General features: G+C 40.3%; 8 protein-coding genes. All 8 read left to right on the plus strand.

Annotated elements, in window-relative coordinates; translation table 11 throughout:
* Positions 1 to 227: 227 nt before the first annotated feature.
* The 8 genes from panB to J7I93_RS17915 all read left to right on the plus strand — a co-directional run bounded on the left by panB (position 228) and on the right by J7I93_RS17915 (position 8,614).
* On the plus strand, positions 228 to 1,064 hold the full coding sequence (gene panB, locus J7I93_RS17880; protein ID WP_214727267.1) for a 3-methyl-2-oxobutanoate hydroxymethyltransferase: 837 nt from the start codon (positions 228 to 230) through the stop codon (positions 1,062 to 1,064).
* Positions 1,061 to 1,918, plus strand: a complete 858-nt coding sequence (gene panC, locus J7I93_RS17885; RefSeq protein WP_214727268.1) for a pantoate--beta-alanine ligase — start codon at positions 1,061 to 1,063, stop codon at positions 1,916 to 1,918. The genes panB and panC overlap by 4 nt, the downstream gene beginning before the upstream one ends.
* A gap of 12 nt (positions 1,919 to 1,930) precedes the next feature.
* Entirely contained in the window at positions 1,931 to 2,314 is a 384-nt protein-coding gene (panD, locus tag J7I93_RS17890; protein ID WP_214727269.1) for an aspartate 1-decarboxylase, read from the plus strand.
* Positions 2,315 to 2,499: 185 nt separating this feature from the next.
* A complete protein-coding gene (dinG, locus tag J7I93_RS17895; protein ID WP_214727270.1) occupies positions 2,500 to 5,304 on the plus strand; it encodes an ATP-dependent DNA helicase DinG in 2,805 nt (934 codons plus the stop codon).
* A gap of 293 nt (positions 5,305 to 5,597) precedes the next feature.
* On the plus strand, positions 5,598 to 6,449 hold the full coding sequence (locus J7I93_RS17900) for a ComEC/Rec2 family competence protein (RefSeq protein WP_214727271.1): 852 nt from the start codon (positions 5,598 to 5,600) through the stop codon (positions 6,447 to 6,449).
* Positions 6,450 to 6,709: 260 nt separating this feature from the next.
* Complete coding sequence (locus J7I93_RS17905) at positions 6,710 to 6,880, plus strand: YpmA family protein (RefSeq protein ID WP_009332715.1); 171 nt, start codon at positions 6,710 to 6,712, stop codon at positions 6,878 to 6,880.
* A gap of 16 nt (positions 6,881 to 6,896) precedes the next feature.
* Positions 6,897 to 7,370, plus strand: a complete 474-nt coding sequence (locus J7I93_RS17910) for a cell wall elongation regulator TseB-like domain-containing protein (RefSeq protein WP_214727273.1) — start codon at positions 6,897 to 6,899, stop codon at positions 7,368 to 7,370.
* A gap of 59 nt (positions 7,371 to 7,429) precedes the next feature.
* Positions 7,430 to 8,614, plus strand: coding sequence for a pyridoxal phosphate-dependent aminotransferase (locus tag J7I93_RS17915; RefSeq protein ID WP_214727344.1), 1,185 nt, complete (start codon positions 7,430 to 7,432; stop codon positions 8,612 to 8,614).
* Positions 8,615 to 8,835: the final 221 nt, after the last annotated feature.

Genomic DNA, 8,835 nt, shown 5'->3' on the forward strand with positions numbered 1-8,835 from the left:
TTTTTATGGGCAGTATCCTTTAAAGAACTGCACCTTTTAGGTACTAACTTAAACGAATAGATATCTGCCTAGATCCAAAATGGACCGGGACAGAGGGATGAACGACTATAATGAGCTATTACGGATCCTTCTGCGCACAGAAGGATTTTTTTGTGGTTGGAGCGGCATCTTGCTGCGGACTCATTGGGAAAGTTTTATCTCCTCTTCCTGAATAAGGAGGATGAAAGATGAAGCAAACAACTGATTTTTTAAGGATGAAACATTTTGAAGAAAAAATTGTAATGCTCACAGCTTATGACTATCCTGCTGCCAAACACGCAGAAAGTGCTGAGGTAGATATGATTCTTGTGGGGGATTCGCTTGGAATGGTCGTTTTAGGCTATGAATCCACGGTTCCTGTCACAATGGAAGACATGATCCATCACGGCAAGGCTGTCAAAAGGGGAGCAAAAGATACCTTTATTGTTATAGATATGCCATTCATGAGCTATCATTTGTCCATTAAAGATACACTTTCAAATGGAGCAAGGCTCATTCAGGAAACAGGTGCACATGCTGTCAAGCTTGAAGGCGGAGATGAAGTTATTGAACAAATTAGGTCATTAATAAAGGCGGGCATTCCTGTAGTTGCACATCTGGGCTTAACTCCGCAATCCGTTGGGGTTTTAGGCGGATATAAGGTTCAGGGGAAAAATGCTGAAGCTGCCAGAAAGTTAATGGAGGATGCTAAGGAATGTGAAAGAGCCGGTGCGTTCGCTGTTGTTTTGGAGTGTGTTCCAAAACAGCTGGCAAAGCAGATTTCTCAAGAATTGACAATACCAACAATTGGGATAGGCGCTGGCCCGGATACTGATGGCCAGGTTCTTGTTTATCATGATGTATTGGGATACGGTGTAGATCGAGTTCCTAAATTTGTAAAACAATATCAGAACTTAAATCATTTTATTCAAAACAGTCTATCCGCTTATTCTGCTGAGGTAAAGAACGGATCTTTCCCTGATGATAGCCATTCTTTCACGATGAAAGAAGAAGAACTGCTTGGCTTGTATGGAGGAAAAGTATGAGAACGATTACAACAGTTAGAGACATGCAAATGTTAGCATTGCAGCTTAAACGTGAAGGGAAATCTATTGGATTCGTCCCCACAATGGGGTATTTGCATGAAGGTCACCTGTCTTTATTAAAAACAGCCAGAAAAGAAAATGACGTGACCGTGCTAAGCATTTTTGTGAACCCGCTTCAATTCGGGCCTAAAGAAGATCTGGCCACATATCCAAGAGACTTTAGCCGAGACAGCAAATTGGCGGAGCAGGAAGGGAATGACTTTATTTTTTATCCTTCTCCTGAAGAAATGTATCCCGGTTCTATGTCAGTAACTGCAAGAGTGCAGGATCGGACTGATGTATTATGCGGCAAATCCCGCCCAGGACATTTTGATGGCGTCGCAACAGTTCTTACAAAACTTTTTAATATCGTACAGCCCGATAAAGTATATTTTGGGATGAAGGACGCCCAGCAGGTTGCGGTTGTCGATGGGCTCGTAAGTGATTTTAACATTCCCGTTGAAATAGTGCCTGTAGAAACAGTTAGAGAAGAGGATGGATTGGCAAAGAGCTCCAGGAACATCAATCTACTTCCTCCAGAACGACTGGAGGCTACTGCACTTAATCAAAGCCTTAAAATCGCTGAATCCAAGATTATAGAGGGAGAAAAAGATCCTCGGAAGATAATTGCCCAAATCAGGGAACATATTGAGAAAAATATAACAGGCAATATTGATTACGTCGAAATTCTTTCCTACCCGGACCTTAAGGTACTTGACCGTCTAGAAGGAAAGATCATTATTGCCATCGCTGTTAAATTCACCAAAGTTCGGTTGATCGATAACGCTATTATTACGATAAATAAAGAGAGTTAAGGGGGAACCAGAATGTTTCGCACCATGATGAATGGAAAAATCCATCGTGCAACCGTAACGGAAGCGAATTTAAATTATGTAGGAAGCATCACCATTGATACAGATATTATCGAGGCGGTAGGAATGGCACCTAACGAAAAGGTCCAAATCGTCAATAATAATAACGGAGCACGCTTTGAAACTTATATCATCCCTGGTGAAAAAGGGAGCGGCGTTATCTGTGTAAATGGTGCAGCAGCCCGTCTTGTTCAGGAAGGGGATATTGTGATTATCATCTCTTATGCCCTTGTTCCTGATGAACAAGTGCCTTATCATGAACCTAAAGTGGCTATTATGGACAGTAATAATCGAATTGCCGATTTGATTCATGCCGAGCCGGAAAGTACAGTTCTATAAAAATCTTTTAAAAAAGTGCTGACCCGGAAATGCCGGTTCAGTGCTTTTTATTTAACTTGCTAAGGTCATGAATGAATAAGGGTGAGGTTCGGGTGGAAGAAAAGTAATGAACAGAAGGCTATTTGCCTTTTTCTTTTTCCGTTTTTGTGATACCGTTTGAATGACTGAATGTAGAGGTGTATGTCATGGGTAATAAATATGTTGTAGTTGACTTGGAAACTACCGGAAACACCCCGAAAAAGGGTGATAAAATGATACAATTTGCTGCTGTGGTGATCGAAAACGGAAAAATTACGGAGGAATATTCATCATATGTAAACCCTGAGCAGCCGATTCCCCCTTTTATTGAAGAATTGACAGGACTGTCGGATGATATGGTGGAGAAAGCACCCCTTTTCTCTGAAATCGCCCCAAAAGTTCTGACTTTACTGGAGGGCGCATTTTTTGTTGCCCACAATGTACTTTTTGATTTGTCGTTCTTGCAGGAAGAATTGTTGGAGGCTGGATATAACGGGTTTTACGGGCCTGTTCTTGATACAGTAGAAATGTCAAGGATTCTTTTTCCAACCGCGGATAGCTTCAAGTTATCCGATCTTGCACACCGTGAAGGGCTGAACCATGAACGGCCGCATCAGGCAGACAGCGATGCCTATGTAACTGCAGAGCTCCTATTGATCCTATTAAAAAAGCTTGAAAACCTTCCGCTTAAAACAATTGAACAGCTCCATAAGCTTTCGGGCGGATTGAAAAGCGACCTTGATATTTTGCTTGACGAACTCATTTTAATTAAGGAAAGCAAGATTGAGTATTTGCCTGATTTTCTTGAAATACATAGAGGAATCGCCATGAAAAAAGCGATAGTCCTCCGAAACCCTGATCATTTTGAAGGTACAAGGTATCCCTTTGGTATTGAAGAAAAGCATGAGATTTTCATGAAAGCTTTCCCTACCTATGAAATAAGAGAAGGCCAGTTTAAGATGATGGACTCCGTCTATGGAGCATTCCGTGATAAAAAGCATGCATTAATTGAAGCTGGTACAGGCGTTGGAAAATCGTTGGCTTACCTGGTTCCATCAGCAATTTACGGAAAGGAAAACAGCAAAACAGTCATTATTAGTACATATACAACACAGCTGCAGGAACAACTGTTAACTAAGGACATCCCGCTGCTGCAAAAAATGCTTCCATTCCCTGTTAAAGCTGTTTTGCTGAAGGGAAGAAGCCATTATATCAGCCTGGCCAAATTTGTTCAGACCTTAACGGATGATGAAGAAGATAATTATGATTCGATTCTGAGTAAAATGCAGATTCTTGTATGGCTGATGGAGACAGATACAGGTGATATTGACGAATTGAACCTCTCGAGTGGCGGCATGATTTACTGGAGCAAAATCAAGAATGATGAGACAGCTTTTTTACAGGATAAATCGTGGCTATCCAGGGACTTCTATCTGAGAGCGAGAAAAGAAGCACAAAATGCGGATATTATTATTACCAACCATTCCTTGCTTCTAACCGATCTGGTAGCCCAAAGTGCGATTTTGCCTAAATTCAGCCACGTGGTTATAGATGAGGGCCATCATTTTGTGAAAGCATCCGGTAAACATTTTGGCCATAAGCTTGATTATTTAACGGTACGGTTGATGCTTAGCCAAATAGGATTGTTTGAACAAAAGCAGCTCTTTTATAAACTTGAAAAATTGGTTGAAGAGAAAGCAGGGAGCCCGGAGGATTTGGTTCATTCCTTTGAAATGAATCAGCTTATAGTTGATCTCCTTCACGAAATGGATGAACTGTTTAAAGTTATTGGGATTTATGCGAAAAAGTTTTCAAAAGCAAAGAAAAGCATGAACCGATTAACTGTCCGATTTATTAACGAAGGCAGTGACAAGGAGTCAAAGGCCGTTCTAGCCTGCGCAGAGCGATTTGGATTTCTCCTGAGAGACTTAATGGAAGCGATTGATAAACGGGTTATGATTGTCGCTCAGATAAAGGCTTCCTTAACACTGGAGGAGAAAGCATTCATGGAGGAGGTAGCCTCCATATTTGGTGACTTAGAAGATTTGAATGAAAACATAAAGCATATTTTTCAGATGAATGAATCCGAATTTGTTGTTTGGATTGAAATAGATACACGCTCAGCCCAAAATGCCACTACAGTTTATTCTCAGCCCGTATCGGTTTCAGAGTACCTTAAGGAACAATTTTTCAGTGAGAAGGAAAGTGCTGTCATTACATCGGCTACTTTGTCTGTAAAAAATTCCTTTCATTTTATCCTTAATGAACTTGGACTTGAAGAGAAAGAGTGCACATTGGAACAAATTCCATCACCATTTAATTATCAGGAACAGGTGAAGCTGCTTATCCCTGGTGATTTGCCGGAAGTAAATGCTGTTCCGCTGGAGGAATATGTTGCCTCCATATCGGAGCATATTATATCGATTGCTGAAGCAACAAAAGGCCGGATGCTGATTCTGTTTACTTCTCATGAGATGCTTAGGAGAACATATGAGCTTGTAAAGGAATCAGGATTTCTGGAGGATTATGCTGTTATTGCCCAGGGTATTACGAGCGGCAGCCGTTCAAGACTTACTAGGAATTTCCAGAGATTTGATAAAGCCATCCTTTTGGGAACAAGCAGCTTTTGGGAAGGAGTGGATATCCCGGGTGAGGATCTTTCCTGCCTTGTTATTGTCAGACTGCCTTTTTCACCGCCGGATGAACCAATGGCACAGGCCAAAAATGAACAAATCAAAAGTGAGGGAGGAAACCCATTTTCCGCCTATTCATTGCCTGAAGCCGTTATCCGCTTTAAACAAGGTGTTGGAAGGCTGATTAGAACAAGCTCTGATAGAGGATTTATCGTTGTTTTTGATCGCAGAATTGTCACCACAAAATACGGAAAGGCATTTTTGGATTCCATCCCGCCTATTCCAGTTCAAAAAAGCAATATTGATGAAATTGTAGAATTAATTTATACTTGGCTATAAAATATATTCTGATGCGGCTTGAACTCTTGTGGGAAAGCATCGGAAAATCTTCATTGAAGATAGCCTGCGGGGGTTGATGTAGTCCTGGAATCCCGACACATCGAAAATTTAAAATCCTTTTTATGAACATTTGGAAAGACTTTTCCGAGCAGGATAAATTCGCATGAATAACACATTCTATATTTGTTGGGTATTTAGTATAAGTATGGTGGAACTGACTTTGCAGAAGGGTTCATGCTTATGGTGTATATGCCCGCTTCCGCTTTTGTTCATTGGGTAGGAGGAATGAGTAGATGAAAGTGTTGTTCGCCTTTTTACTGATGTTTACAAATTGGTACTACATACCGAAAGACTCGCCTGCTGTTCCAGTTAAAGTGGAAAGCATTGATCTTAAACTTAAAAGCGATGAATTGGCTATTACTTTTTTTTCTTTATCCGATGGTGAAGCATCATTGATTCACCATGGAAATGATCAAAATATCCTGATCAATACTGGCGGGGCCGGGACAGAGCACGAATTAAAAAGGCTTTTGCAGCTTTATAGGACAAATCAGATTTCGACAATCATTCTGACAGATGAGGATTTGTACAATGAATCGAGCCTTGTCTGGTTAATAAAAGAATATGATGTTAAGCAGGTTATAACGGGTGAAACCGTTGCTGCTCAATTAAAAGATGGAAATGCTGAGTTAAGCGATATTAATATTCATGTCTGGCGCCAAGATACTAAACAGCAGCTTCTTCCGGGGCTTCAAACTGAAGTTCTTTATGAAGGGATTGAAGCAGGCGATGGAATGGATGTTTCCTTTATTTTCTCCAGACATCGGATTCTTTTCATGAATTCAACAAGTGACCAAGCCAAGGATGTATTTATGAAGAAAGACTTATCTAATGTCAATATCGTAAAACTTCCGGTGTTTGGCAAGGAAGGATCTATTTCGGAAGATATGGTTAAACATATGGATCCGCAGATTGCCATCCTGTTTCATAAATCATCAATAAAACCGGATTCCGATTTGTTCGCACTATTAAACGATGCTTGGGTTGATGTATATTATACAAGGAAGCATGGAACTGTCACGATCAAATTTACCGACATTAACTATGAAGTCATTACAATTTTCCAGGAAGAGGAATTTAAATAGTGCAGATCGTGTTTTATATGACTCCAGGAAATGCTCTTCCTGGAGATTCTTTGTAAAAGGTAAAATCCGTATTGAAAAAAGCTGCGCCTATGGCGCAGCATTACGTGGTGGACTAGAAGAAAATTTATGTTTGTTTGATACAAGGAAACATATTCTGCTGTTATACTGATATAGAGTGTATTTCTTTGTAAGTATATTTTAACCTAAAGGATAAGGTATATAAGTTACAAATATTGTTGAGGCTGAGGAGGAATTCCAGAATGGAAAGCAAAATTGAGGTATTATCTACAGTTAAGATCCAGCAAAGCCCGGATCTGTATAAAATTGTTGATGCATTAAATAGAACCTTGAAGGAAAAAGACCTGATGTTCGGCTTGGCGCTTGATCAGGAAGACCAAAATAAAGCGATTTTTACCATTTATCGTACATAAAAAGAGTGATTATAAAATGAAAAAAGCTTTAATAGCCATACTTATTTTGTTTGTTATTGGCATTGGCGCAGGCAGTTGGATTTACTTCAGCAGCATGAAGCCCGTAAGAGCGGCTGAATCAAAAGCTGTGGAGCTTGCAAAAAAGGAAACAGATCTTACTGAGGTTGAAGATTTCCATTTATATCATGGCACTGAAACCTACTATGTAGTCGAAGGCAAAGATCCTGAAGGGACTAACATTTTTGTGTGGGTTCCCGAGAAAAAAGGAAAAATAGTTACACGAAAACAATCTGACGGAATATCCCGCCAGGAAGCCATTAACAGGCTTAAGCAGGAAAAAAAACCCGCTGAAATTATGTCAGTGCGCCTCGGTATGGAGAAAAATATACCATTATGGGAAATTCATTATCGTTCCAAAGGTGATTTAATAAATTATTATTATATAGATTTTAAAACTGGAGAATGGCTGAAAAAAATCGAAAACCTGTAAGCCGAAGCTAAAAAAAGCCATGAGCGGCGTCAGGAAAAATGGGAGGAAGCACAATGGAGATTCAACTGGCACAACGAGTTAAAGCATTAACACCATCAACAACCTTGGCAATTACTGCAAAAGCAAAGGAATTAAAATCCCAGGGACATGATGTTATCGGATTGGGAGCTGGGGAGCCTGATTTTAATACACCTCAGCATATCATTGAAGCTGCAGTCCAATCCATGAACGAAGGACATACAAAATATACCCCTTCTGCAGGGCTTCCGGCTTTAAAAAAAGAAATTGCAGCCAAGTTTAAAAGGGACCAGGGACTTGATTATGATGCTTCAGAGATTATCGTTACAAGCGGGGCAAAGCATGGTTTATATACTCTTTTTCAGGTATTGCTTAACGAAGGGGATGAAGTAATTATCCCAATTCCATACTGGGTTAGTTACCCTGAGCAAGTTAAACTTGCTGGAGGAGTACCGGTTTATGCAGTGGGAAAAGAGGAGAATGAATATAAAATTACACCGGAACAGCTGGCTGAAAGCATCACAGACCGAACAAAAGCTGTGATTATTAATTCGCCGAGCAACCCAACAGGAATGCTATATTCTGCAGAGGAATTAAAGGTATTGGGAGATGTTTGCCTAAAACATAATGTTTTAATTATTTCAGATGAAATATATGAGAAATTGGTTTATGGCAGCCATAAGCATACTTCCATTGCTGAGCTTTCAGCTGAATTGAAAGAGCAAACCATTATTATTAATGGGGTATCGAAGTCGCATTCCATGACGGGCTGGAGAATTGGCTATGCTGCAGGAAATAGAGAAATTATTAAAGCGATGACCAATCTTGCCAGCCATAGTACATCCAACCCTACAACAACAGCACAATACGGATCCATTGCGGCATATGCCGGACCACAGGATATGCTTGCAGAGATGCGAGAAGCTTTTGAACATCGTTTAAATATCATTTATGATAAATTAATTAAGATTCCAGGATTTAATTGTGTTAAACCTCAAGGAGCATTTTATTTATTTCCAAATGTACAAAAGGCGGCTAAACTGACAGGCTTTGATAACGTTGATGACTTTGCAAAAGCTTTACTGGAAGAAGCAATGGTTGCTGTTATTCCGGGCTCGGGCTTTGGATCTCCGGAAAATATCCGTTTATCCTATGCAACGTCTCTTGATTTGCTTGAAAAAGCAGTTGAGCGTATGCATAGCTTTGTTGAAAAGAATACAAAGTAATACTTAGTGATGGAGTGCCGGATGATATCCGGCCTTCTTCCGTCTTATTTAATGAAAAGGCTCTGTTATAGCTTAATGTTGTTTTTTAGCACCCTGTTGATTGGAGCGGAAGGCACGAGCTCCTCGAAAATGCATTCGCATTTTCTTCGTGCGGTGTTTACTCAAGGAAGCTTATTCAAAGTCCTGCGGGAGTGCGGATCAAGGGAGACCCCGCAGGAGCA

Origin of the sequence: Bacillus sp. ISL-47, from assembly GCF_018613175.1 — a bacterium.
Lineage (GTDB): Bacteria > Bacillota > Bacilli > Bacillales > Cytobacillaceae > Cytobacillus.

What these genes read in the sequence shown, in the direction of transcription:
- panB (WP_214727267.1), top strand. Translation starts at nt 228, where the DNA reads ATGAAGCAAACAACTGATTTTTTAAGGATGAAACATTTTGAAGAAAAA.
- panC (WP_214727268.1), top strand. Translation starts at nt 1,061, where the DNA reads ATGAGAACGATTACAACAGTTAGAGACATGCAAATGTTAGCATTGCAG.
- panD (WP_214727269.1), top strand. Translation starts at nt 1,931, where the DNA reads ATGTTTCGCACCATGATGAATGGAAAAATCCATCGTGCAACCGTAACG.
- dinG (WP_214727270.1), top strand. Translation starts at nt 2,500, where the DNA reads ATGGGTAATAAATATGTTGTAGTTGACTTGGAAACTACCGGAAACACC.
- J7I93_RS17900 (WP_214727271.1), top strand. Translation starts at nt 5,598, where the DNA reads ATGAAAGTGTTGTTCGCCTTTTTACTGATGTTTACAAATTGGTACTAC.
- J7I93_RS17905 (WP_009332715.1), top strand. Translation starts at nt 6,710, where the DNA reads ATGGAAAGCAAAATTGAGGTATTATCTACAGTTAAGATCCAGCAAAGC.
- J7I93_RS17910 (WP_214727273.1), top strand. Translation starts at nt 6,897, where the DNA reads ATGAAAAAAGCTTTAATAGCCATACTTATTTTGTTTGTTATTGGCATT.